Below are 21,074 nucleotides of genomic sequence, written 5' to 3' on the forward strand. Positions count from 1 at the left end.
GGCCCTAACGGAACCGCGGCATCCGCTCGAACCAGTACAGCAGCTCGGGCGAGCGGCGCCGGAGCTGGGTCATGGTAAGGAAGTCCTCCGGCCGCGTCACCGGCACGTCGAACTCCTCGGCGACCAGCTCCATGTCGTCAACCGACCAGAACTGTCCGCGCATCCGGATGAGCACCCTGCCGTCGTGGTCGGTGATGAAGAGCTGGGGCAGGGTGTCCAGCGTGCTGCCGTCGTAGAGGCGCACCATCAGGATGGAGCCGACGTCGGCGGATCGCACGAACCGGGTGCCGCCGAAGAAGCCGCGCTCCCGGACGCCGTCCGGCTGGATCGTGATGGTCGCGCTGAGGAACGCGTACACACCGAGGATCGTCCCCAGGACGACCAGCACGTGGGCGGACAGGACGTACTTCCAGTCGCCGTCCGGGATGGTGAGCCAGTAGAGCACCGCGAACACCGGAGTGGTCAGCGCGAGCACGGCGGTGAGCCCGCGCGCGAACAGGTCGCGATGCGGGCGAAGTACGGTCCCCCTCGACACGTCCGTGTCGACCCCCTGATGGTTGCTCATCAGGTCGAGTTTGACGGATTCCCCGGGTCGTTTGTAGCGGCATTTTGGGGGACACGGCGCTCGACCTCTGCGAGGTGCTTGACGCGCAGCGAACGCACCCGGAAGGCCGACAGGATCGTCGCCAGCACGCCCACGGCGAACAGGATCACCGTGGCGAGATCGTGCATCGAGCGGCCGATCAGCAGGGTCACCGCAGCGAGCGCCACGGTGGCGCAGAGCTGGGAGAGCATTTTGCCGGTCACTCCCATATCTAACATGCAGGACGGCTGTCGAGCCAAATCCGGTCAGCCGAGTGCGACGGCCGTCCAGGAGACCGGGGGCAGCTCCACGGTCAGCACGCCGTCCGCGAGAGTCGCCGTGGAATTCGTGCGCGGCACGACGCGCTCGGGCTCGGCGAGCGTGTTCTTCGCGTACACGTCGTGGTCGAACAGGCTCAGCGCCTCCCGTACCACGGTCGCGCCCAGGTCGCGGAGGTCGATCGTGACCGTCTCCGTCTCGGTGAGGCTGCGGTTCACAAGGAACACCGCCGACGCGCCGGTCGCCGCGTCGTGTGTCGCGACCGCGTCCACGACGTCGGCCGTCCCGTGCACCGCGGTCTCGTAGCTGCCGGTGCGGACGGCCGGGCGCAGCACCTCGCCGCGCGCGAGCCGGCTCGTGACCGAGAACGCGAAGAACGTGGTCTGCCGCCAGGCCGCGCCGCCCGGCTCGGTCATGATCGGCGCGATCACGTTGACGAGCTGGGCGAGGGAGGCGCTGCGCACCCGATCGTGGTTCTTCAGCAGGGTGATCAGGAGGTTGCCGACGACCACCGCGTCGGCGACCGAGTAGACGTCCTCCAACTGACGAGGGGCGACGCGCCATTCGTCGTTGACCTCCTCGGAGGCCTGGTGCTCGTCGAGGTACCAGACGTTCCACTCGTCGAACGAGATGGCGATCTTCTTGGCGCTCTTGCGCTTGCTGCCCACGTGGTCGGCTGCCGCGACGACCGTGTCGATGAAGTACTGCATGTCCACCGAGGAGGCCAGGAACGACCCGAGGTCGCCGCGGCGCTCCTGGTAGTACGCGTGCGCGGAGATGAAGTCGACGTTGTCGTAGGCGTGCTCCAGGACCGTGCGCTCCCAGTCGCCGAAGGTCGGCATCCCGGAGCCGGACGACCCGCAGGCGACGAGTTCGAGGTGCCGGTCGGCCGCCTTCATCGCCTGGGCGGTGCGGGCGGCGAGCTTTCCGTAGTCGTCGGCGGTCAGGTAGCCGGTCTGCCAGGGGCCGTCCATCTCGTTACCGAGGCACCACATCCGGATGCCGTGCGGTTCGACCGTGCCGTTGGCGATCCGCTGATCGCTGAGCGCGGTGCCGGACGGATGATTGGCGTACTCCAGGAGGTCGAGCGCCTCCTCGATCCCGCGGGTGCCGAGGTTCACGGCGAGCATCAGCTCGGAGCCGGTCAGCTTCAGCCAGCGCGAGAACTCGTCCAGGCCGACCTGGTTGGTCTCCAGGGAATGCCAGGCGAGGTCGCGGCGCACCGGGCGCTGCTCGCGCGGGCCGACGCTGTCCTCCCAGCGGAACCCGGAGACGAAGTTGCCCCCGGGGTAGCGGATGGTGGTCGCGCCGAGCTCCTTCACCAACTCGACCACGTCGAGGCGGAAGCCGTCCTCGTTCGCGGTCGGGTGCCCCGGCTCGTAGATGCCGTCGTAGACGCAGCGGCCGAGGTGCTCGACGAACGATCCGAAGATGCGCCGATCGATCGCGGCCACGCGGGCGGAGCGGTCGAGGGTGATGGTGGTCTCGGGCATGGCTGCTTCCTCTTCGTGCGTATTACAACGTTGTACAGACATGATCGCGGGCGGATGTGACCGTGTCAAACGGAGTTCGCCGAAGGGCACGTAAACGCCCCTATAACGGCCTTTTAGGGGCGTTTACGTGCCCCTCGACGGGTCAAAGAGCGGTGGACTCGCGGGGGACGAGGCGGTAGGGGACGAGGACGCGCTCCGGCGTGAACGGCGCAGGGCCGCCCTCGATACGGCGCACCAGCAGGTCGACCGCCGTCCGGGCGATCTCGGCGCGGCCGGGGTCGATCGTGGAGAGCGTCGGCATGGAGTACTGCGTCTCGTCGATGTCGTCGAAGCCGATGAGGGCCACGTCCTCCGGGACGCGGACGCCGGCCTCCTGCAGTGCGCGCAGCGCGCCGAGGGCGATCGCGTCGTTGAACGCCACGACCGCGTCGAACCGGACGCCGCCGGCCAGGAGGTCGCGCATGGCCTCCGCCCCGTTGCGCCGGAGCCAGGAGCCGACGGGCACGATCAGCTCCTCGTCGGAGGGGAGCCCCGCCGCCGCCAGGGCCGCGCGGTAGCCGTCCAGGCGCAGCGCGGCGGACCCGATGGCCTCTCCCGGATGCGCGCCGAATGCCACCACGCGGCGCCGGCCGAGCCCGAGGACGTGATCGGTCGCGGCGCGGGCGCCCTCGCTGTTGCGCATCGTGACGTGGTCGCGCGGCCCGGTGAAGATGCGCTCGCCGAGCAGCACGACGGGGAGGGGCATCGCGGCGATGACGTCCTCGTCGTCCTGGTCGAGGGCGAGGACGCTGTAGAGCACGCCGTCGACGAGTTGGGGCCGGGGCCGGCGCAGAGCGGCGATCTCGTGGTCCCTGTCGTCGCCGAACTGCTCGATCAGCACCGAGAGCCCGTGCTCGGCGGCCGCCCGCATGACGGCGTCGGCGAGCTCGGCGAAGTAGGCGTTCCGGAGGTCGGGGATCATGAGCGCGATGACGTTGGTGCGCCCCGACCGCAGGTTCCGCGCCGAGAGGTTCGGCGTGTACCCGAGTGCGGCGATCGCGTCGTGCACGCGCCTCCGGGTCTCGTCCCGCACGTAGGGATGGTCGTTGACGACGTTCGACACGGTCTTGATCGACACCCCGGCCAGGCGGGCGACGTCGTGCAGGGTCACGGCCACGCGCACTCCCGTCTGTTGCCGGTCGGCACGACCTTACAACGTTGCACGGGTGCAGCGCCGCCGGCCGATCAGGCGCCCCGCACGTACGTGGTCAGCCCCGGCCCCGGCCGCAGCACCCCGTTCACGATCGCCTCGATGGCGAACTCGCTGGCACCCGCGAGGTCGACCGACGTCGGATCGAGCAGCCACTGCAGCTGGAGGCCGTCCATCACCGCGAGGATGGACGCCGCTGCCCGGTCGATCGTGTCCGGATCGGTCACGCCCTCCTGTGCGCAGAGCGCGCGGAACGCGGCGTCGACCTCGGCCCGGAGGTTGCGGTACCGCTCCTGGAAGTAGGCCGTCGCCGGGTGGCCCTCGGTGACCGACTCCGCCGACAGCACGGTGAAGACCTGGACGATCCCCGGCCGCTGCGCGTTGCGCTGCGCGGTGCCGACGAGGTGGGCGAAAAGCGCTGGGCCACCGGGGATGTGCTGGTCGGCGAGGTGGGCGACGTCGTCCCGGTCGCGGAACTCCAGCACCTCCAGGAGCAGGTTGTTCTTGGACCCGAAGTGGTGCAGGACGCCGGCGTGCGTCATCCCGACCTGGTCGGCGATGTCGGCGAGTGTGCCGTTCGTGGAGCCTTTGGCGCCGAAGGTCTCGATCGCCGCGCGCAGGATGTCGATGCGCTTCTGCTCGGTCTCCGGACGCGTTCCGGTGCTGCTGCCGATGGCCATTTCCGTCGCTCCTGCCGTGCTGGTTGCGGCCGAGCTTACCAGCCAGTAACCTCACCTCAACCAACTTGCTTTCTGACCAGTAAGCAAGTTATCGTCAGCCGACATTCCGCAGCACCAAGGGCACAACGGATGTGCCCGCCACGAAGGAGAAGCAATGAGGCTTAGGAAGTATCTGATCACGGCATCGGCCATCGCCGCCGTCGGCGCACTTGCGCTCACCGGCTGCTCGTCCGACGGCAAGTCCGGCGCCAGCACCGCCAGCACGGGCTCGCTCACCGTCGCCAAGCCGGATGGCGCCGCCATCCTGGCGACCCAGATCAACAACCCGTTCATCACCACCGGCTCGGGCATGTCGCTCGGCTACGACCGGATGATCTACGAGCCCCTCGCGATCGTCAACCCGGTCGGCAAGAACGAGACCACCCCGTGGCTCGCCTCGAAGGTGCAGTGGAACGCGGACTACACGCAGCTCACCGTCACCCCGCGCAGCAACGTCAAGTGGAGCGACGGCAAGGCGTTCGGCGCCGACGACATCGTCTTCACCTACAACCTGATCAAGAACACCCCCGCCCTCGACCTGGGCGGCCTCAAGCTGACCGACGTCAAGAAGGACGGCAACAACGTCGTCCTGAGCTTCAGCGAGTCCAAGTTCGTCAAGCAGGGCGACGTGCTGCAGGTCCCGATCGTCCCCGAGCACCAGTGGAAGTCAGTCGCCGACGCGACGAAGGACCCGGTGACCAACGCCGTCGGCACCGGTCCGTACACGATCAAGACCTTCTCGTCGCAGGGCGTCGTCCTCCAGGCGCGCAAGGACTACTGGGGCGGCACCGTCCCGGTGGCCCAGCTCAAGTACCTCGAGTACAACGACAACACCGGCCTCCTCCGCGCACTGCAGAGCGGCGAGACCGACTGGGCGCAGATCTTCATCACGGACTACCAGAAGAACTACGTGGACAAGGACCCGAAGCACAACGTGTTCTGGGGCGCCAACGTCCTGAGCCCCGACATGATCGTGGTGAACACGGCGAAGGCCCCGTTCAACGACGTCGCGCTCCGCAAGGCCGTCAACATGGTCATCGACCGCAAGGCGCACGCCACGACGGCGCGCAGCAACGCCGGCCCCGAGCTGACCAACGTGACGGGCATCCCGCAGCCGACCGGTGACCAGTACATCGCGTCCGACTACAAGGACCAGACCTTCAAGATCGACGTCGACGGCGCCAAGAAGGTCCTCACCGACGCCGGCTACACCTGGAAGTCCGGCGCGCTGACCGACCCGTCCGGCAAGCCGGTCTCCTTCACGCTGCAGGACCCGCAGGGCTGGAACGACTACGTCACGGGCATCCAGCTCGTCGCCACGCAGCTCAAGACCACGCTCGGCATCGACGCGAAGGTCGCGACTCCGGACGCCGACACCTGGTTCGCCAACGTCGCCTCCGGCAACTTCGACGCGGTGCTGCACTGGACCGGCTCCGGCTCGAACCCGTGGCACATCTACGACGACGTGATGAACTCCAGCTACCTCGACCAGGCCGCCGACGGCAAGGTCTCGGACAACTTCGGGCGCTACAGCAACCCGGAGGCGACCGCCCTGCTGAAGGAGTACGCGCAGGCGTCCGACGACACCGCCCGCACCGCCGCCCTGGACAAGCTGCAGAAGATCTTCGTGGACGATGTCCCGGCCATCCCGATCGGAACCCACCCGCAGCTCGCCGAGTACAACACCCGGAAGTTCGTCGGCTGGCCGAGCGAGAAGGACCAGTACGCGACCGCCGACCCGACCCAGCCGTCGGCCGTCCAGGTGCTGATGAACCTGAAGCCCGCGGGCAAGTAGTCGCTCCGAGCGACCACAGCCAACCCGTCCGGGGTGGACGACGGCCTCGAGCCGCCGTCCGCCCCGGGCGACCCGCGGACAGCATGAAAGCGATGCCATGACAGACTCCCTTCTCTCCGTGCGCGACTTCTCGGTCGTGTACGACGTCGACCCGCCGGTCGCGGCGGTCAAGAACGTCTCCCTCGACATCAAGCGCGGCGAGATCGTCGGCCTCGCCGGCGAGAGCGGCTGCGGCAAGACCACCCTCGCCTACGGCGTGCAGCGCCTGCTCAAGCCGCCGGCCGTGATCACCAGCGGCAGCGTCGTCTTCCACGACCAGGGCGGCGAGGACATCGACATCAACGCCCTCGACGCGGAGCAGATGCGCCGCTTCCGCTGGGACAAGACCTCGATGGTCTTCCAGGGGGCGATGAACGCCCTCAACCCGGTGGCCACCATCGGCTCGCAGCTCGACGACGTGTTCCAGGTGCACCGGCCGGGGATGAGCAAGGCCGAGCGCCGCGCGGCGGTGGTCGAACTCCTGGAGATCGTCAAGGTGGGCGGCCAGCGGGTGCGCTCCTACCCGCACGAGCTCTCGGGCGGGATGCGCCAGCGCGTCATGATCGCGATGGCCCTCGCGCTCCGTCCGCAGCTCATGGTCATGGACGAGCCGACGACCGCGCTGGACGTGCTCGTGCAGCGCGAGATCCTCAAGCAGATCTCCCAGCTCCGCCACGACTTCGGCTTCTCGGTCGTCTTCATCACGCACGACCTCCCGCTGCTGCTGGAGATCAGCGACCGGATCGCGATCATGCGCGACGGCGAGATCGTGGAGCTCGCCACCGCAGAGCAGATCTGGACGAACCCGCAGCACGAGTACACGCAGAAGCTGCTGCAGTCGTTCCCGCGCCTCACGGGCGAGAGAGGGGTGGTCGTCCGATGACGACGCTCGAGTTCAAGAACGTCACCAAGATCTACAACGTCCGCGGATCGGGCCAGCTCAAGGCTTTGGACGACGTCAGCTTCACGCTGGGCCAACGCCAGACGATCGGCCTGGTCGGCCAGTCCGGCAGCGGCAAGTCCACGATCGCGAAGATCCTCACCCAGCTCGAGACGCCGACCCGCGGCGAGGTGCTGCTGGACGGCGCCCCGATCCCGACGTCGGGCAAGCGGCTGCGGCAGTACCGCCAGCAGCTCCGGATGGTCTTCCAGGATCCGTTCGCCTCCCTGAACCCCTCGCACACGATCCGCCACCACATCGAGCGCCCGCTCCGGCTGGACCACGTCGTCCCCACGGGCGAGGTGGACGACGAGGTGCGCCGCCTGCTGCGCCGCGTCCAGCTCGACGCGAACGCGGTGATCGACCGCCGCCCGCACGAGCTCTCCGGCGGACAGCGGCAGCGCGTGGCCATCGCCCGCGCGCTGGCCTCCCGGCCGACCCTGCTGGTCGCCGACGAGCCGGTGTCGATGCTCGACGTGTCGCTGCGCGTCGGCGTCCTGAACCTGCTCGCCGACCTGCAGCGCGAGGAAGGCCTCGGGGTGCTCTACATCACCCACGACCTGGCCACCGCACGGCACTTCAGTGACGAGATCATCGTCCTCAACCAGGGCAGGATCGTCGAGCACGGCGCCGCTGACGACGTCATCCTCCGCCCGCAGGACCCGTACACCCGCGAGCTCCGTGCCGCTTCCCCCGACCCGGAGAAGCACTTCGGTGCGCTGACCGCCCTGACCGCCCTGACCGCGCAGACCGCACAGACCGCAGGAGGTGCGCTGTGAGCGCAGAGACCGTGAGAGCGGAGACCGCTCTCGACCCGACCCTCGTCGGCACCACCGCCACCCGGGCGGAGCGCCGCGGCATCCGCGTCCCGTGGCGGTTCATCGGCGGCCGCGTGGCCTTCTACGTGTTCACCCTGTGGGCGGCCATCACGATCAACTTCTTCATCCCGCGCCTGATGAAGGGCGACGCCGTCTCCTCTTATATGGCGCGCAGCCAGGGCCAGCTCACTCCCGACGCCGAGAAGGCGCTGCGCCTCCTGTTCGGCGTCGACAAGTCGGTGCCGCTCTGGCAGCAGTACCTCGACTACTGGAACATGCTGCTGCACGGCAACCTCGGCGTCTCCATCTCGACCGGCATGGCGCCGGTGGGCGACGCCATCGCGTCCGCCCTGCCCTGGACGCTCGGCCTGGTCGGCTTCGCCACGGTGGTCTCCTTCCTGATCGGCACCGGCCTCGGCGCGGTGATCGGCTGGCGGCGCGGCGGCAAGCTGGACGTCTTCATCCCGATCACGACGTTCCTCGGCACGATCCCGTACTTCTGGCTCGGCCTGATCTTCATCGCGATCTTCTCCACGACGCTCGGCTGGTTCCCCGCGGGGCACGCCTACGAGCTGGGCGTCGACCCGGGCTGGAACGCCGACTTCATCGGCCAGGTGCTCTCGCACGGCGCCCTCCCGATGGCCACCATCGTGGTCGTCTCGATCGGCGGCTGGGTGCTCGGTATGCGCAACATGATGCTCACCGTGCTCGACGAGGACTACATCACCGTCGCCCAGGCGAAGGGCATGCCCGACCGGCGCGTGCTGTGGCGGTACGCCGCCCGCAACGCCGTACTGCCGCAGATCCAGAGCTTCGCGCTCGCCCTCGGCTTCATCGTCAGCGGCACGATCGTGATGGAGATGGTGTTCTCCTACCCCGGCATCGGCCTGCTGCTGCTCAACGCGACCAACGCCAAGGACTACGCGCTCATGCAGGGCATCTTCCTCGTTCTCGTGCTCGCCGTGCTGATCGCGAACATCATCGCCGACATCGCGTACGCCATCCTCGACCCGCGCACCCGCCAGACGGAGGCCTGATCATGACCATGCCGCAGACTGCCTTCATCCAGGCCGCCACCCCGGAGCCTCCCGCGCCGAAGAAGACCACCTTCTGGTCGCAGCTCAAGGCCTCCCTGGCCATGTTCAGCAACCCGAAGTCGGCCACCGGCCTGATCATCCTGGGCGTGTTCGTGCTCGTCGCGATCTTCGCCCCGCTGATCGCCCCGTACGACCCGAACGCGCAGAACCTGAAAGAGACGCTGCAGCCGCCGTCGTTCGAGCACCTCCTCGGCACGACGCACATCGGCCAGGACGTCTTCAGCCAGCTCGTCTACGGGACCCGCGGCGTGCTCGTCGTCGGCTTCCTGGCGACGATCATGGCCACGGTCGTGGCGATCGTCGTCGGCGTGACCGCCGGCTACCTGCGCGGCTGGAAGAGCGAGTCGCTGTCCGCGCTGTCGAACGTGTTCCTCGTCATCCCCGGCCTGCCGCTGATGATCATCGTCGCCTCGCAGTTCCAGGACCCGCCGCTGCCGCTCATCGCCGCCGTGCTGGGCCTGACCGGCTGGGCGTGGGGCGCCCGCGTTCTGCGCGCGCAGACCATGTCGCTGCGCAACCGGGACTTCATCCAGGCCGCACGGGCTAACGGCGAGCCGCTGCACCGGGTGATCCTGGTGGAGATGCTGCCGAACCTCCTGGCGATCATCGCCTCCAGCTTCGTCGGCACCATGACGGCCGCGGTGCTGGGCCTGACCACGCTCGCATTCATCGGCGTCATCCCGGTGTCGAACCTGAACTGGGGCACCATCCTGTTCTGGGCGCAGCAGAACAACGCATTCCCGGACTACTGGTGGTGGTACGTCCCCGCCGGCCTGTGCATCGCGCTGCTCGGCGTCTCCCTCGCCCTCATCAACTTCGGCATCGACGAGTACGTCAACCCGCGCCTGCGTTCGGCGGGGGAGCGCGCCCGGGCCATGAAGCGCAAGGGCATGAACGTCAACGCCGCCGTGACGCAGGTGCGCACGACCTCCACGACGGCCCCGGCCGCAGCGACCCCGGAAAGCACCACCGCATGACTTCGACCCTCCCGTCCACCACGACCGAACCACCCGAGGAGACCGACAACACCGCGGAGGCACTCCCGTACCAGGACCCGTCGCTCACGACCGCCGAGCGCGTGCGCGACCTCCTCGACCGCATGACGGTGGAGGAGAAGGTCGGCCAGATGCTCCAGCTCGACGCGCGCGACGACCTGCGCGACCACGTGCTGCGGCGTCACGTCGGCTCCATCCTGCACACGTCGCCGGAGCGCATCCTGGAGGCCAACCGGCTCACGGACCAGACCCGGCTGCGGATCCCGCTGCTCGTCGGCGAGGACTGCATCCACGGTCACTCGTTCTGGCCGGGCGCCACGATCTACCCGACCCAGCTCGGCATGGCCGCGTCGTGGGACGCGGAGCTGATCGAGCGCGTCGCCCGCGCCAGTGCCGAGGAGGTCGCCGTCACCGGCGTGCACTGGACCTTCTCGCCTGTGCTGTGCATCGCCCGCGACCTCCGCTGGGGACGCATCAGCGAGACGTTCGGCGAGGACCCGTTCCTCATCGGCGAGCTCGCCAGCGCGATGGTGCGCGGCTATCAGGGCGACGGCCTGGAGGACTCGACCGCGATCCTGGCGACCGCGAAGCACTTCGCCGGCTACTCGGAGACCCAGGGCGGCCGGGACGCGAGCGAGGCCGACATCTCCCGGCGCAAGCTGCGCAGCTGGTTCCTGCCGCCGTTCGAGCGGGTCGCCCGCGAAGGCTGCCGCACGTTCATGCTCGGCTACCAGAGCACGGACGGCGTGCCGATCACCGTGAACGACTGGCTGCTCAGTGAGGTGCTGCGCGGCGAGTGGGGCTACACCGGCACGCTCATCACCGACTGGGACAACGTCGGCCGGATGGTCTGGGAGCAGAAGATCCAGCCGGACTACGCCCACGCCGCGGCCGCCGCGGTGAAGGCCGGCAACGACATGGTCATGACGACCCCGCATTTCTACGAGGGCGCCCTGGAGGCCGTCGCGCAGGGACTGCTCGCGGAGGACGCCTTCGACGCGGCCGTCGCCCGCATCCTGACGCTGAAGTTCGACCTCGGCCTGTTCGAGGACCCGCGCCTCCCCTCGCCCACGCTGGACGAGGTGGTCGGCAGCGCCGCGCACGCGGAGCTGAACCTGGAGATCGCGCGCCGCTCGATCGTGCTGCTGGAGAACGACGGGACGCTGCCGCTCGCGTCGTCCTCGCCGCTACGCGTCGCCCTGGTCGGCCCGCTAGCCGACGACGCCCAGACCCAGCTCGGCGACTGGGCGGGCGGCTCCGGCCAGGCCGGCTGGCTCGACGGGCAGCCGCGCGAGATGATCACCACGGTGCTCGACGGCCTGACCGCGATCGACGGCTGGACCGTGACGCACGCGCGCGGCGCCGACATCCTGACGCTGGAGGCCGACCCGCGCGGCGCGACGTTCCAGGACGGGCAGCCGCGGCCTCCCGTGGTGGTGCCGTGCGCACCGGACGCGGACCTGATCGCGGAGGCGGTCGCGGCCGCCGAGTCGTCGGATGTCGTCGTGGCCGTCGTTGGCGACCGCATCGAGCTCGTGGGCGAGGGCCGTTCCACTGCGACACTGGAGCTGATCGGCGGCCAGAACGCGCTGCTGGACGCGGTGATCGCGACCGGGAAGCCCGTCGTCGTGGTGCTTCTGGCCTCCAAGCCGCTGGTGCTGCCGCCGTCGGCCTCGCGGGCCGCGGCGGTGCTGTGGGCGGCGAACCCGGGAATGAAGGGCGGCCGGGCCCTCGCGGAGATCATCGCGGGCCAGGTCGAGCCGTCGGGTCGCCTCCCGATCTCGTTCGCGCGCCACGTCGGCCAGCAGCCGACCTATTACAACCAGATCCGCGGGCAGCACGGCGACCGGTATGCGGACCTGACACAGGCGCCCGCATGGGCGTTTGGCGAGGGGCTGTCCTACACGAACGTGTCTTACGCGGACCTGACGCTCTCCGCCACCACGCTCGGTGCGGCGGACACCATCGAGGCCGCCGTGACAGTCACCAACACGGGCTCGCGCCCGGTGCGCGAGACCGTGCAGGTGTACGTGCGCGACCAGGTCACGAGCGTGAGCTGGGCGGACAAGGAGTTGAAGGGGTACCGGCAGGTGGAGCTGGCGCCGGGCGAGTCGGCGCGGGTGCGGCTGACGCTGCCGGTGGCGGAGTGCACGATCGTGGACGCGGCGGGGGAGCGGAAGGTCGAGGCCGGCGCCTTCGAACTGCTGGTCGGCCCGTCGTCCCGGGACCAGGACCTGCTCGCGGCAGGGTTCGAGGTGCGCTGAGGCGCGCGTGATGGCAGGAGATTCCCGTGGAATCTCCTGCCATCACTCGCCTGAAAGGATCTTCCCGCGCGTTTCGCGGCGAGACTGCTTCGGTGGGAATGGACGCGGGGGCGCCCGGGCGTCCTGGAAGCCCGGCAGGGCTCCCCGGTAAGCTCCGAAGGTGGATACCGAACGTTACCCGCGATACCGGTTGCTGACGGGGCCGGACGACTCCGCCTTCTGTCATCGAGTCAGTGACGCCCTCGAGCTCGGCTATGAGTTGTACGGCCCGCCCGCAGCGACCTTCAACGGAACGAATGTCATCGTCGCCCAGGCCGTCCTGTGGGGTCGCGACGAGCCGACGCCCCTCCTTCCGTGACCCTCGCCCCGATCGACCTCGAGACCTGGCCACGCCGGCAGCACTTCGAGCACTATCTGAACGCGTCGCCGTGCACGTACTCGCTGACGGTGGAGCTCGACGCGACCGTGTTCGCCGCCGAGCTGCGAAAGTCGGAGCGCAAGACCTACCTGGCCCAGATCTGGGCGCTCGCGACCGTCGTCAACGCGCACCCGGAGTTCCGGATGGGGCTGACCGAGGCGGGAGCACCCGGCGTCTGGCCGGTCGTGCACCCCGCTTTCACCGTCTTCGACGCGGAGCGGGAGACCTTCTCGTCCGTCTGGGCGCCCTACGACGCCGACTTCGCGACGTTCCATCGCACCGCCGCGGCCGTGATCGCCGAGAACGCACCGGCCACCGGGATGTTCCCCCAGGGGCGGCCACCCGCGAACACGTTCGACGTGTCGAGCGTCCCGTGGACGTCGTTCACCGGCTTCACCCTGAACATCCGCGACGCGTGGCGGCACCTGGCGCCCATCGTCACCCTCGGCCGGTACGTCGAACGCGACGGACGCCTGCTGCTCCCGCTCGCGCTGCAGCTCCACCACGCCGCCGCCGACGGGTTCCACGCCGCCCGCCTCGTCAACGAGCTCCAGGCGCTCCTCGACGGCCCCGCGTGGGTCCGCGCGGAGCCCGCCGCCGTCCCCACGGAGGCCGGCCTCCCCGGCCGATAATCTGACGCCATGGATGTGAGGCAGCTCTTCGGGCTCGATGGACGAACGGCGCTGGTGACCGGAGGGAGTTCCGGCATCGGCCGAGCGATCGCCGTGGCTCTCGCCGATGCGGGCGCCCACGTGCTGGTGGCGGCGCGAACTCAGTCGATGATCGACGAGACCGTGGCCGAGATCAGGACGCGCGGCGGCTCGGCCGAGGGCCGACCCGCGGACTTGTCGACGCGGGCCGGGGCTCACGAGCTGGCCGACGCTGCCGGCGATGTCGACATCCTCGTGAACTCCGCGGGCGTCAACCTGCGCCCTCCGATGGCGGAGCTGGATGAGGCGACCTGGGACGCGACGATGAGGGTGAACCTGGACGCCCCGTTCGTCCTCGGGCAGCGCCTGGCTCCTGGGATGGTCTCGCGCGGCTACGGCAGGTTCATCCACATCAGCTCGCAGCAGGCCCACCGGCCGTTCGCGTCGAGCGGCGCGTACGGGGTGTCCAAGGCCGCCCTGGAGGGGCTCGCGCGGTCCCAGGCGGAGGCATGGTCGAAGAGCGGGGTCACCTCGAACGTCCTCGTGCCGGGTTTCGTGCAGACCCCGCTGAACCGGCGGCTCAGCTCAGAACCCGCGACGGTCGAGGCACTCGCGGCACGCACACTCATCGGACGAAACGGTGTGCCGGAGGACTTCGCCGGCCCCGCGGTCTTCCTCGCGAGTCCCGCGTCCGCCTACGTGACCGGCCAGTCGATCCCGGTCGATGGGGGTTTCTCGGTTCACTGAACCGGGATGGCGGTGGTCAGCGGACGCGGCGGTGCCCCACCTTGCAGACCGCCCCGCGGTCTGCGACATTGGCCTGATGGAGCGACAGGCACGGATCGGATGAACGGCGAAACCGGCGAGCACACACCCCTTCCTGACGCAGGAGACTCAGCCGGCGCACTCGCCGATCGGCCTCTCGCGTTCTACAACGCGTTGCTGACCGAGCATTTCGTCCTGGAGTCCGCGCGCGGCATCACCGTCAGCGAGTCGAGCAGCCGGGCGTCGCTCTACCTGATGACGCTCTCCAGTGCGCTCGTCGCGTTCGGCTTCCTCGCAGCGACGCCGTTCGCGGCGGGCTTCCTCGCCGTCATCATCCCGGTCATCGTCATCCTCGGAATCTTCACCTACGAACGGCTCGTGCAGACCTCGCTCGAGGATGTCGCCGCCCTCGCCTCGATCCAGCGCATCCGCCGCTACTACGGGACGCTGCTCCCGGGTGCCGGACGCTTCTTCCCGATCCCTCCGGGCAGCGCTCCGAACGAGCTGCTGGAGATCGGGCAGAAGGGCTACCGTCGCGGCGTCTTCTTCACCATCTCGTCGGCCATCGCGATCGTCAACTCGATCGTGGCCGGAGTCGGGGTCGCCCTCCTCGTGTACGTGCTCGCGCACAGCCTGCTGGCTGCGATCGCCGGCGGGCTGGCGGCGGCCGTCGTGCTCGCGCTGATCCACGGGGCCTACCAGGAGAACCGCTACCTGCGGCAGCGCAGGCTCCTCGCGGAGCAGCAGGGCTGAGTCGCCTGGAGCTACGCGCTGGGCCGCCCGTCGGTGTCACACGCCGAGCGCGGCCTGAACGCGCTGCGCGGTCTCGATGGTCCTGTCGAGCACGGCGTCGGTCCCCGAGCGGCTGTAGCTGGTCGCGATGTACGGCACGGTGATCGCCGCAACGGCCTCGCGACCGTTGGAGCGGAGGATCGGGACGACCACGTCGGTGATCCCGGGCTGCGCGGCGTCGGGGCGAACGTACGCGCCGTCGGCCCGGATCGCGACCAGCCGGTCCTCGTCCACCCCGTCGAAGGTCTCGTCGGAGAACGCGGCCAGGACCATCCCCGTGGCGGTGTCGGCCACGTCGAAGAGCGCTCCGACGCGGACACGGAATCCGAAGTCGGCCGGGCTCTCGACCTGCGCGACGATCCGCACGCTGCGGTTGTCGAGCGTTCCCAGGTTGCAGGACTGCCCGATGTCGGCCGCGAGCTCCCGCATCGCCGGGATCGCGATGGTCAGCAGCGACCGGAGCGGCTCCTGCCGGTGTGCGAGGTCGAACATCCGCAGGGACAGCCGGTAGAGCCCGGATTGCGGGTCGCGGTAGAGGTAGCCGCGCTTCTCCAGCCGCAGCAGCGGCCGGAAGATCTGCCCAGCCGAACGGTCGATCGCGGTGGCGATCTCGAGCTGGCTCATCGGCGCCGGGCTCTCGGCGAGCAGTTCGAGGATGTCGAGCGCCTTGTCGATCGCTGGGGCGGCGTATTCGGGTGAGTCGGACATCGGGGTTCCTCTGCGTTACGAGGATGCGTGGAGGGTCGCCATGATCCGGCGCGCGATCGTCCGGTCGATGTCGTCGGGGACAGGCTGCGCGCCCGGTTGCAGTATGGACGCGCTCGTGGCGACGCGTTCGAGGGAGAGCGCCTGGAGGAGGAACCCCAGGTCCATCGACTCGATGGAGTTCCCCTTCGGCTCCGTCCCGGCGAGGTTGAACATGCGTCCGCCGGCCAGGAGCACGACGTGCCTGCCGCTGGGGAGGGCGACCTGTTCGACGGCGCTGATGATCTCGGTGCTGCCGGTCTGGTGGGCGCGGAGGGCGGGGACGTCGATCTCCCAGGGGAAGTGGCCGACGTTGCCGAGGATCGCACCGTCCTGCATGCGCTCCATCACGTCGTAGGTCAGCACGTTCGGGCGGCCCGTGGCGGTGATGAAGGCGTCGCCCCACTCGGCGAAGTCGTCCGCCGTCCCGACCCGGAAGCCGTCGAGGGTCGCCTCGAACGCCTTGAGCTCGTCCACCTCGACGACCGCGACCTTGCCGTTGAGCGCGCGCAGATACTGGGCGACACCGCGGCCGACCCAGCCGTACCCGAACACGACGAAGCGGCGCCCGGGAACCATCACGTTGGTGATCCGCATGAAGCTCTCGACCGCGGACTGGCCGACCGCGTGCTTGTTCTCCCCGATCGCCTTGAGCAGGCTGTCGTTGATAACGATGATCGGGACGGGCACGCGACCGGCCAGCTCGGAACGGAGGCGGTCGCCGCCGCTCGTGGTCTCCTCGGTGCCGCCGATGATGGTGTCCATCGCGCCGCGCTCGACCAGGCCGGCAGCGAGATCGCCGCCGTTGTCGAGCAGCATGTCCGGTCGGGCGTCGAGCACCTTCGCGAGGTTGTCGCCGTGCTGTTCGAGGGAGTCGTCGCGGGCGCCGAAGACGGTGACGTTCGGCAGGGAGTTCAGGTGCGCGACGATGTCGTCCTGGGTCGAGCCGAAGTTGCCCGTCCCGACGACCTCCGCGCCCCCGGCGGCGAGGGTCTCGACCAGGACGGCGGTCTTCGGCTCGACGTGGAGGGACATCCCGATCCGGTGCCCGGCAAACGGCCGGGACGACGAGAACTCCTCGCGCGTCGCGGCCAGAAGTGCCATCCGGGAGCGGATCCACGCCACGCGGGCGGTCCCCTGCGCTGCGAGTGAGTCGGTGTTCATGGGCGCAAGCTTACGCGGGTGAACATGACTTTCATATATGCACGCGAAGGTCAGCGGACGAGCCGCCCCTCCGCGTCGCGTGTGTTCACCCGGTGGCCGCTCAGGATCGAGATTCGGTTGAACGAGTTGATCGCGACCGCGATCCACTCGGCCGCGACGTACGCCGACTCGCCGAGGACGTTGCGGGCGCCGACGAGATCGGCGCGCGAGTCCTCTGTGAGCGGCAGGAGCGTCGCCGCCTCCGCGACGGCCAGCACGGCCCGGTCGCGCTCGTTATAGAGCTCCGCGTCCCGCCAAGCGGGGAGCATGTCCAGCTTCTGCTGGGGGACGCCCGCCGCCCTGGCCTCCCGCGAGTGCAGGTCGAGGCAGTAGGCGCAGGCGTTGAGCTGGGAGGCCCGCACCTTGAGGAGCTCCACCTCCTGCGCCGTCAGCCCGTTGACGAGCGCGGTCTCCGCCACGACCGCTGACCAGGCTCTGGCGGCCCGCCACGCCTCGGGCTCCGACTTGTCCAGGTAGAGGGTCATTCGCTGTCCGCTCTCTGCTGGAGGAGGGTGCGCCAGTCGGTGGGCAGCCGGCTCGCCGGCCCGGGAACGCCCTGATCCTCCGGGTGGCTCGTCGCGGGAGCCAGCGCGGGGCCTTCCGCATACTGGTCGGTGACGAAGTCCCAGTACCAGTCCTCGCCCGGCTCGAAGCTCTGGATGTAGCGGTGCCCGGTCGCCGCGGCGTGCGCGCGTGCGTGCCGCGAGAGCGAATCGTCGCAGCAGCCGACGTGCCCGCACGCGGCGCAGCGGCGCAGATGCACCCACCAGCCGCCGTCGGCCTCGCACTCGACGCAGCCGGTGCCGCTCGGCGGCACGCTCGGGTCGATTCCGTCCGTCATCGTTCACTCCTCGCAGGGTTCGGGGCGATCAGGAGGTCGGGGGACCAGTCTCCCCGACGAGCGGCCGCGTCGTAGGTGGCGTCCAGGAACGCGAGCACCGTCGCGTCCGGGTCGGGGGAGGTTCGCACGACCTCGTAGGGCAGCAGGAACTCGCCATACTCCGCGCTGAACGTCGCGCCAGGCGGCAGGTCGGCCTCTGCGTAGCCGTCCGGGGCCGGATACGCGTACGAGTAGAACGCGCCTTCGCTCCCGCCGCCCGGCCAGAACCCGGCGCTGCTGAGCTCGTGCGAGTAGCCCTCCCGCATCACGCTGTCCGGGCAGTTCGGCGCCCCGCCCGGGTGCGGGGGAGCGGTGCGCCCGGAGAAGCGCGTGACGGCCAGGTCCATCGCGCCCCAGAAGAAGTGCACGGGGCTCACCTTGCCGCGGAACCCGGACCGGAAGCGCTGAAGGACCCGGTCCGCCTGGATGAGCTGCCTCCAGAAGGCGTTCGCCTGCTCCGGCACGTAGCTGGCGTGCACGGTGTCGTCGGCGAACGGGATCGCCACCTCCACCTCGTTCGGCGACGGGTGGATGGCGACCTCGACTCCGAGCAGCCGCAGCGCGTCGAACACCTCGGCATAGAAGAGGGCGACCGAGCAGCCGACCAGCGGGACGGTCACAACGCCGCCGTCGCTCGTGCGCACGAGCAGCACCTGGTCGACGAAGTCGAAGGCGAGCTCGAGCAGCCGCCCGCCGACCGGGATCCCGCCCGTCGTGAGCCCGCGGGCGTCGACGCGCAGCGTGACGTGCCACCAGTGGTTGACGGGGGCGGCCAGCGCCACCCTGATCTTCCCGACGATCTGCGTCCACATGTGCAGGGTGTCGCGGGTCGGCGTCCAGCTCTCCACCGCGAGGGCCGGCCAGGCCGCGTCGTCCGTCATGTCCGCCCCTTCGGTCGTCGGAGTGCTCACTCTAGTGTGCGCGTGCGTGGGGGTCGGAGGATCAGCGCCTGATCCAATCCGCTCCTCTTGCGGTATCCGAACACCCTTCGCTGAACTTTGTTTGGCCTCAGCCTCGAGTTCCCCGTCCGCCCGATGTGTCCTGCCGCATGTCGCCGGGCGGGGAGGTCGGGGAATCCCGGTGATCCGTCTCGCGAATCGCCCTTAAGTCAAGGGGTATTGAGACATCCTCACTCTGAGTTATCCTCGGCTTGCGCGCGGAGAGAATCCGCGTCGACGAGGATTGTCGGGCAGGCAACATCCCCGTCATTGACATCAATGACTGGAGATTGCAGTGTTCGACGACAAATTCATCACGCATGCCATCGCGCGCAGCGGAGAGACCGCGCTCGACCGGCGTCGACTCCTCACGATGGCCGGCATCGCAGGGGTGGGCGCCGCGACCCTTCTGGTCGCGGCCGACCCCGCCGCGGCCACGACAGCCACCCCGACGCCCGCTCCGAGCGGGACTCCGGCTCCTCCCGGCGCACCGAGTGACGCCTCGATCCTGAACTTCGCTCTGAATCTGGAGTACCTCGAGGCCGAGTTCTACCTGCGATCGGTCACCGGCGAGGGATTGCCGCGCGACATGACGACTGGAAAAGGGACGCGAGGACCGGTGTCGGGGGGCCGTCAGGTGCCCTTCAAGACGCCGATCATCCGCAAATACGCGCAGGAGATCGCGGCGGACGAGAAGAACCACGTCGCGTTCTTGCGAAGCGCGCTCGGAGCTGCCGCCGTCTCGCGCCCGGCTATCTCGCTGGATGCGAGCTTCACCGCTGCCGCGACCGCGGCCGGCCTGATCAAGCCCGGGCAGAAGTTCGACCCGTATGCCAACGAACTGAACTTCCTGTTCGCGGCGTTCATCTTCGAGGACGTCGGCGTGACGGCGTACAAGGGTGCGGCGCCGTTCATCCGGAACAAGACCTATCTGGACGCCGCGGCGGGCCTGCTCGCGGTCGAGGCCTACCACGCCGGGATCATCCGAACGACGCTCTACGCCGAGGGAGTGGTGGCACCCGCGGTGTACACGGACGTGCAGAAGATCTCGGACGCCCGTGACAGCCTCGACGGCCCCACGGACGACGATCAGGGAATCGGCACCGCCGCGGTGGCGAACCTCGTTCCGACCGACGCGAACTCGCTGGCTTACAGCCGAACGACCGGCCAAGTGCTCAACATCGTCTACCTCAACCCCCACGACGTTCGCTCCGGCGGCTTCTTCCCTGCCGGCGTGAACGGTTCGATCAACACCAGCGCGTGATCCCGGATGCGCCGACGCGCGCATCCTCGCGCCCGGGCGGCGTTACGCCTCGCCGTCCGGGTAGGACGGTCGCCCGCGCACTGACCCGAACGGTGCGCGGGCGGGCCGCCTGCTCACTGTCGCACCACGGGCGTTCGGCCCTCTGAACAAAGGAGCATCTATGTTGGGCAACCTCACCGGATGGCACCTGCTGATCATCCTCGCCGTCGTCCTCCTCATCTTCGGCGCGTCCAAACTCCCGGGGCTTGCCAGGGCGATGGGGCAGTCGGCCCGGATCCTCAAATCGGAGATCACGACGGCAAAGACCGAGACGACGGGCGCCGACGCGGGACCCGCTCCTGAGCCGGTTCCCCCGGCGGCTGAGACCACGGTGGCAGCCCGCGAAACGCCGAAACCCTGACATCGATGTCCTCTGCGACCGGCACGGTGCGCTCTCGGCGTCGAGGACAGATGACGCTCGGCCAGCACGTCCGCGAACTCAGGCGCCGCATCGCGTTGTCGGCGGGCGCTGTACTCCTTGCGTCGGTTGCCGGGTGGTTCCTCTCCCCGCTGGTCCTGGATGCGATGCGGGCTCCCATCGCCGCGCTCGCCGCGCAGCAGCATCGCCTCGCCGAGCTGAACTACGACAACATCACGGGCGCGTTCGACCTGAGGATCCAGATCGCGGTCACCGTCGGTGTCGTGCTTTCGAGCCCGATCTGGCTCTATCAGATCTGGGCCTTCCTGGCGCCTGCCCTCAACCGCAAAGAACTGAAGTACGGCCTGGGATTCTTCTTCTCGGCCGTGCCGTTGTTCCTGGCCGGATGCCTCGCGGGAGCACTGGTCGTCCCCCACGTCGTTCAACTGCTCACCGGCTTCGCCGCCGCTGGATCGAGCTCCTTCCTCCGGGCGTCCGATTACTTCGATTTCATCCTGAAGCTCGTGCTCGCGATCGGGGTGGCTTTCGTGCTCCCGGTGTTCCTCGTGCTGCTGAACCTCGTCGGCGTGCTCAGTGCCCGGACGATCCTCCGCTCCTGGCGGGTCGCGTTGCTGGCGATCATGCTCTTCACGGCGATCGCGACACCCTCGGCGGACATCGTCTCCATGTTTCTGCTGGCGGTCCCGATGGTGTTGCTCTACCTCGGTTCGGCCGGGATCGCACAGCTCCACGATCGACGGGTCGCACGATCGGCCGCATCGATGAGCCCCCTCAGCAACGAATGACCGGAG

General features: G+C 69.2%; 23 protein-coding genes. 13 read left to right on the forward strand and 10 right to left on the reverse strand.

The window, feature by feature from the left end; translation table 11 throughout:
* Positions 1-4: 4 nt before the first annotated feature.
* The 5 genes from ABH923_RS15805 to ABH923_RS15825 all read right to left on the reverse strand — a co-directional run bounded on the left by ABH923_RS15805 (position 5) and on the right by ABH923_RS15825 (position 4,224).
* Positions 5-565 (reverse strand): hypothetical protein, encoded by a 561-nt coding sequence (locus ABH923_RS15805; RefSeq protein WP_370056341.1) that lies wholly within the window; start codon positions 563-565, stop codon positions 5-7.
* On the reverse strand, positions 565-795 hold the full coding sequence (locus ABH923_RS15810; protein WP_370056342.1) for a hypothetical protein: 231 nt from the start codon (positions 793-795) through the stop codon (positions 565-567). The genes ABH923_RS15805 and ABH923_RS15810 overlap by 1 nt, the downstream gene beginning before the upstream one ends.
* Positions 796-849: 54 nt before the next feature.
* A complete protein-coding gene (locus tag ABH923_RS15815; RefSeq protein WP_370056343.1) occupies positions 850-2,355 on the reverse strand; it encodes an alpha-N-arabinofuranosidase in 1,506 nt (501 codons plus the stop codon).
* 142 nt (positions 2,356-2,497) lie between these two features.
* Positions 2,498-3,511 carry a LacI family DNA-binding transcriptional regulator gene (locus ABH923_RS15820; RefSeq protein ID WP_370056344.1) on the reverse strand — a complete coding sequence of 338 codons (1,014 nt, stop codon included), beginning with the start codon at positions 3,509-3,511 and terminating at the stop codon, positions 2,498-2,500.
* A 68-nt stretch (positions 3,512-3,579) separates the two neighbouring features.
* Positions 3,580-4,224: a TetR/AcrR family transcriptional regulator gene (locus tag ABH923_RS15825; RefSeq protein ID WP_370056345.1), complete on the reverse strand. Its 645-nt coding sequence runs from the start codon at positions 4,222-4,224 to the stop codon at positions 3,580-3,582.
* Positions 4,225-4,378: 154 nt separating this feature from the next.
* Between ABH923_RS15825 and ABH923_RS15830 the strand changes: the two genes are divergently transcribed.
* The 10 genes from ABH923_RS15830 (at position 4,379) to ABH923_RS15875 (ending at position 14,797) form a co-directional block, all read left to right on the forward strand.
* A complete protein-coding gene (locus ABH923_RS15830) occupies positions 4,379-6,058 on the forward strand; it encodes an ABC transporter substrate-binding protein (RefSeq protein WP_370056346.1) in 1,680 nt (559 codons plus the stop codon).
* A gap of 97 nt (positions 6,059-6,155) precedes the next feature.
* Positions 6,156-6,980 carry an ABC transporter ATP-binding protein gene (locus tag ABH923_RS15835; protein WP_370056347.1) on the forward strand — a complete coding sequence of 275 codons (825 nt, stop codon included), beginning with the start codon at positions 6,156-6,158 and terminating at the stop codon, positions 6,978-6,980.
* Positions 6,977-7,816 carry an ABC transporter ATP-binding protein gene (locus tag ABH923_RS15840; RefSeq protein WP_370056348.1) on the forward strand — a complete coding sequence of 280 codons (840 nt, stop codon included), beginning with the start codon at positions 6,977-6,979 and terminating at the stop codon, positions 7,814-7,816. Before ABH923_RS15835 ends, ABH923_RS15840 begins: the two co-directional genes overlap by 4 nt.
* Positions 7,813-8,892: an ABC transporter permease gene (locus ABH923_RS15845; protein WP_370056349.1), complete on the forward strand. Its 1,080-nt coding sequence runs from the start codon at positions 7,813-7,815 to the stop codon at positions 8,890-8,892. Before ABH923_RS15840 ends, ABH923_RS15845 begins: the two co-directional genes overlap by 4 nt.
* A gap of 8 nt (positions 8,893-8,900) precedes the next feature.
* Positions 8,901-9,929 carry an ABC transporter permease gene (locus ABH923_RS15850; RefSeq protein WP_370057378.1) on the forward strand — a complete coding sequence of 343 codons (1,029 nt, stop codon included), beginning with the start codon at positions 8,901-8,903 and terminating at the stop codon, positions 9,927-9,929.
* On the forward strand, positions 9,926-12,211 hold the full coding sequence (locus tag ABH923_RS15855; RefSeq protein ID WP_370056350.1) for a glycoside hydrolase family 3 N-terminal domain-containing protein: 2,286 nt from the start codon (positions 9,926-9,928) through the stop codon (positions 12,209-12,211). Before ABH923_RS15850 ends, ABH923_RS15855 begins: the two co-directional genes overlap by 4 nt.
* A 160-nt stretch (positions 12,212-12,371) precedes the next feature.
* Positions 12,372-12,569 (forward strand): DUF1737 domain-containing protein, encoded by a 198-nt coding sequence (locus ABH923_RS15860; RefSeq protein WP_370056351.1) that lies wholly within the window; start codon positions 12,372-12,374, stop codon positions 12,567-12,569.
* The gene (catA, locus tag ABH923_RS15865) at positions 12,566-13,261 is read left to right on the forward strand and encodes a type A chloramphenicol O-acetyltransferase (protein ID WP_370056352.1); all 696 of its coding nucleotides are present in this window, start codon (positions 12,566-12,568) and stop codon (positions 13,259-13,261) included. The genes ABH923_RS15860 and catA overlap by 4 nt, the downstream gene beginning before the upstream one ends.
* A gap of 9 nt (positions 13,262-13,270) precedes the next feature.
* Positions 13,271-14,026: an SDR family NAD(P)-dependent oxidoreductase gene (locus ABH923_RS15870; protein ID WP_370056353.1), complete on the forward strand. Its 756-nt coding sequence runs from the start codon at positions 13,271-13,273 to the stop codon at positions 14,024-14,026.
* Positions 14,027-14,125: 99 nt separating this feature from the next.
* Complete coding sequence (locus ABH923_RS15875; protein WP_370056354.1) at positions 14,126-14,797, forward strand: hypothetical protein; 672 nt, start codon at positions 14,126-14,128, stop codon at positions 14,795-14,797.
* 36 nt (positions 14,798-14,833) lie between these two features.
* Here ABH923_RS15875 and ABH923_RS15880 read toward each other — a convergent pair whose 3' ends face one another.
* From ABH923_RS15880 to ABH923_RS15900, 5 genes are read right to left on the reverse strand one after another with little or no spacing between them, the layout of a single operon-like run.
* Positions 14,834-15,544 carry an IclR family transcriptional regulator gene (locus ABH923_RS15880; RefSeq protein ID WP_370056355.1) on the reverse strand — a complete coding sequence of 237 codons (711 nt, stop codon included), beginning with the start codon at positions 15,542-15,544 and terminating at the stop codon, positions 14,834-14,836.
* A 15-nt stretch (positions 15,545-15,559) separates the two neighbouring features.
* A complete protein-coding gene (locus ABH923_RS15885; RefSeq protein WP_370056356.1) occupies positions 15,560-16,744 on the reverse strand; it encodes an adenosylhomocysteinase in 1,185 nt (394 codons plus the stop codon).
* Between the two features lie 50 nt (positions 16,745-16,794).
* Positions 16,795-17,268: a carboxymuconolactone decarboxylase family protein gene (locus tag ABH923_RS15890; protein WP_370056357.1), complete on the reverse strand. Its 474-nt coding sequence runs from the start codon at positions 17,266-17,268 to the stop codon at positions 16,795-16,797.
* A complete protein-coding gene (locus ABH923_RS15895) occupies positions 17,265-17,624 on the reverse strand; it encodes a UBP-type zinc finger domain-containing protein (protein WP_370056358.1) in 360 nt (119 codons plus the stop codon). The genes ABH923_RS15890 and ABH923_RS15895 overlap by 4 nt, the downstream gene beginning before the upstream one ends.
* Positions 17,621-18,544: a DUF5996 family protein gene (locus tag ABH923_RS15900; RefSeq protein WP_370056359.1), complete on the reverse strand. Its 924-nt coding sequence runs from the start codon at positions 18,542-18,544 to the stop codon at positions 17,621-17,623. The genes ABH923_RS15895 and ABH923_RS15900 overlap by 4 nt, the downstream gene beginning before the upstream one ends.
* Positions 18,545-18,896: 352 nt before the next feature.
* Here ABH923_RS15900 and ABH923_RS15905 point away from each other — a divergent pair, with 352 nt between their 5' ends.
* The 3 genes from ABH923_RS15905 (at position 18,897) to tatC (ending at position 21,068) form a co-directional block, all read left to right on the forward strand.
* A complete protein-coding gene (locus ABH923_RS15905; RefSeq protein ID WP_370056360.1) occupies positions 18,897-19,865 on the forward strand; it encodes a ferritin-like domain-containing protein in 969 nt (322 codons plus the stop codon).
* Between the two features lie 160 nt (positions 19,866-20,025).
* The gene (gene tatA, locus ABH923_RS15910) at positions 20,026-20,265 is read left to right on the forward strand and encodes a twin-arginine translocase TatA/TatE family subunit (RefSeq protein WP_370056361.1); all 240 of its coding nucleotides are present in this window, start codon (positions 20,026-20,028) and stop codon (positions 20,263-20,265) included.
* Between the two features lie 50 nt (positions 20,266-20,315).
* Entirely contained in the window at positions 20,316-21,068 is a 753-nt protein-coding gene (gene tatC / locus ABH923_RS15915) for a twin-arginine translocase subunit TatC (RefSeq protein WP_370056362.1), read from the forward strand.
* Positions 21,069-21,074: the final 6 nt, after the last annotated feature.

The organism is Leifsonia sp. EB41, from assembly GCF_041262565.1.
Taxonomy (GTDB): domain Bacteria; phylum Actinomycetota; class Actinomycetes; order Actinomycetales; family Microbacteriaceae; genus Leifsonia.

What these genes read in the sequence shown, in the direction of transcription:
- ABH923_RS15805 (WP_370056341.1), bottom strand. Translation starts at nt 565, where the DNA reads ATGAGCAACCATCAGGGGGTCGACACGGACGTGTCGAGGGGGACCGTA.
- ABH923_RS15810 (WP_370056342.1), bottom strand. Translation starts at nt 795, where the DNA reads ATGCTCTCCCAGCTCTGCGCCACCGTGGCGCTCGCTGCGGTGACCCTG.
- ABH923_RS15815 (WP_370056343.1), bottom strand. Translation starts at nt 2,355, where the DNA reads ATGCCCGAGACCACCATCACCCTCGACCGCTCCGCCCGCGTGGCCGCG.
- ABH923_RS15825 (WP_370056345.1), bottom strand. Translation starts at nt 4,224, where the DNA reads ATGGCCATCGGCAGCAGCACCGGAACGCGTCCGGAGACCGAGCAGAAG.
- ABH923_RS15830 (WP_370056346.1), top strand. Translation starts at nt 4,379, where the DNA reads ATGAGGCTTAGGAAGTATCTGATCACGGCATCGGCCATCGCCGCCGTC.
- ABH923_RS15835 (WP_370056347.1), top strand. Translation starts at nt 6,156, where the DNA reads ATGACAGACTCCCTTCTCTCCGTGCGCGACTTCTCGGTCGTGTACGAC.
- ABH923_RS15840 (WP_370056348.1), top strand. Translation starts at nt 6,977, where the DNA reads ATGACGACGCTCGAGTTCAAGAACGTCACCAAGATCTACAACGTCCGC.
- ABH923_RS15850 (WP_370057378.1), top strand. Translation starts at nt 8,901, where the DNA reads ATGCCGCAGACTGCCTTCATCCAGGCCGCCACCCCGGAGCCTCCCGCG.
- ABH923_RS15855 (WP_370056350.1), top strand. Translation starts at nt 9,926, where the DNA reads ATGACTTCGACCCTCCCGTCCACCACGACCGAACCACCCGAGGAGACC.
- ABH923_RS15870 (WP_370056353.1), top strand. Translation starts at nt 13,271, where the DNA reads ATGGATGTGAGGCAGCTCTTCGGGCTCGATGGACGAACGGCGCTGGTG.
- ABH923_RS15875 (WP_370056354.1), top strand. Translation starts at nt 14,126, where the DNA reads ATGAACGGCGAAACCGGCGAGCACACACCCCTTCCTGACGCAGGAGAC.
- ABH923_RS15880 (WP_370056355.1), bottom strand. Translation starts at nt 15,544, where the DNA reads ATGTCCGACTCACCCGAATACGCCGCCCCAGCGATCGACAAGGCGCTC.
- ABH923_RS15885 (WP_370056356.1), bottom strand. Translation starts at nt 16,744, where the DNA reads ATGAACACCGACTCACTCGCAGCGCAGGGGACCGCCCGCGTGGCGTGG.
- ABH923_RS15890 (WP_370056357.1), bottom strand. Translation starts at nt 17,268, where the DNA reads ATGACCCTCTACCTGGACAAGTCGGAGCCCGAGGCGTGGCGGGCCGCC.
- ABH923_RS15895 (WP_370056358.1), bottom strand. Translation starts at nt 17,624, where the DNA reads ATGACGGACGGAATCGACCCGAGCGTGCCGCCGAGCGGCACCGGCTGC.
- ABH923_RS15900 (WP_370056359.1), bottom strand. Translation starts at nt 18,544, where the DNA reads ATGACGGACGACGCGGCCTGGCCGGCCCTCGCGGTGGAGAGCTGGACG.
- tatA (WP_370056361.1), top strand. Translation starts at nt 20,026, where the DNA reads ATGTTGGGCAACCTCACCGGATGGCACCTGCTGATCATCCTCGCCGTC.
- tatC (WP_370056362.1), top strand. Translation starts at nt 20,316, where the DNA reads ATGACGCTCGGCCAGCACGTCCGCGAACTCAGGCGCCGCATCGCGTTG.